This window comes from Vibrio sp. 2132-1, from assembly GCF_033344315.1.
The window spans coordinates 1-935 of the sequence record NZ_JAWPON010000144.1; the positions used below are offsets into that span (position 1 = coordinate 1).

Genomic DNA, 935 nt, shown 5'->3' on the forward strand with positions numbered 1-935 from the left:
CCCAAGTTGCGCCAATGGAAGAGCTCAATTTGCATTTGACGGGTGATATTCACGCCGTTACGGCTGCACACAACTTAGCGTCTGCAGCTTTAGATGCGCGCTTATTCCACGAGCAGCGCGAAGGATATGACGCCTTTGAAGCTCGAACTGGTTTAAAAGCATTAAAAATTGACGTTGAAAGCATTACTTGGAAACGCGTGATGGACCACAACGACCGTGCACTTCGCATGGTCAAAATTGGTTTGAACGAACATGGCAAAACCATTAACGGATTTGAGCGTAACGAAGGCTTTGATATTTCAGCCGCATCCGAGTTGATGGCCATTATTGCGTTGGCAAAAAATCTTAAAGACTTACGTCAGCGCATTGGCAAAATTGTTGTTGCTTATGATCTCGACGGTCAGCCTATCACCACAGAAGATTTACAAGTAGCAGGTGCGATGGCCGTAACGTTGAAAGAAGCCATTGCACCAACATTGATGCAAACGCTTGAAGGTGTCCCTACTCTGATCCACGCAGGCCCTTTTGCTAACATTGCGCATGGCAATTCTTCTATTATCGCTGATGAGATTGCGTTAAAACTTTCGCGTTACACGGTAACTGAAGCAGGATTTGGCTCTGACATGGGATTTGAGAAAGCCTGCAATATAAAAGCAGCGGCTGCCAACAAAGCGCCTGACTGTGTGGTGATTGTTGCGACGTTAAGAGGCCTTAAAGCGAACTCCGGCCACTACGACTTGCGCCCTGGCATGGCAATTCCAGATTCGATTTTCTCGCCTGACCAAGCGGCATTGGTAGCCGGGTTTGAAAACTTAAAGTGGCACATCAAGAACGTCCATAAATATGGAATCCCAGCCGTTGTTGCGATTAACCAGTTCCCTCAAGATTGCGAACAAGAACTCATCGCGCTTCAAGATCTCATTCACGCATTCGAT

General features: G+C 47.0%; 1 protein-coding gene. It reads left to right on the plus strand.

The features are described from left to right. A partial coding sequence (locus R8N47_RS24015; RefSeq protein ID WP_318185952.1) for a formate--tetrahydrofolate ligase occupies positions 1–935 on the plus strand: 935 nt, incomplete at both ends.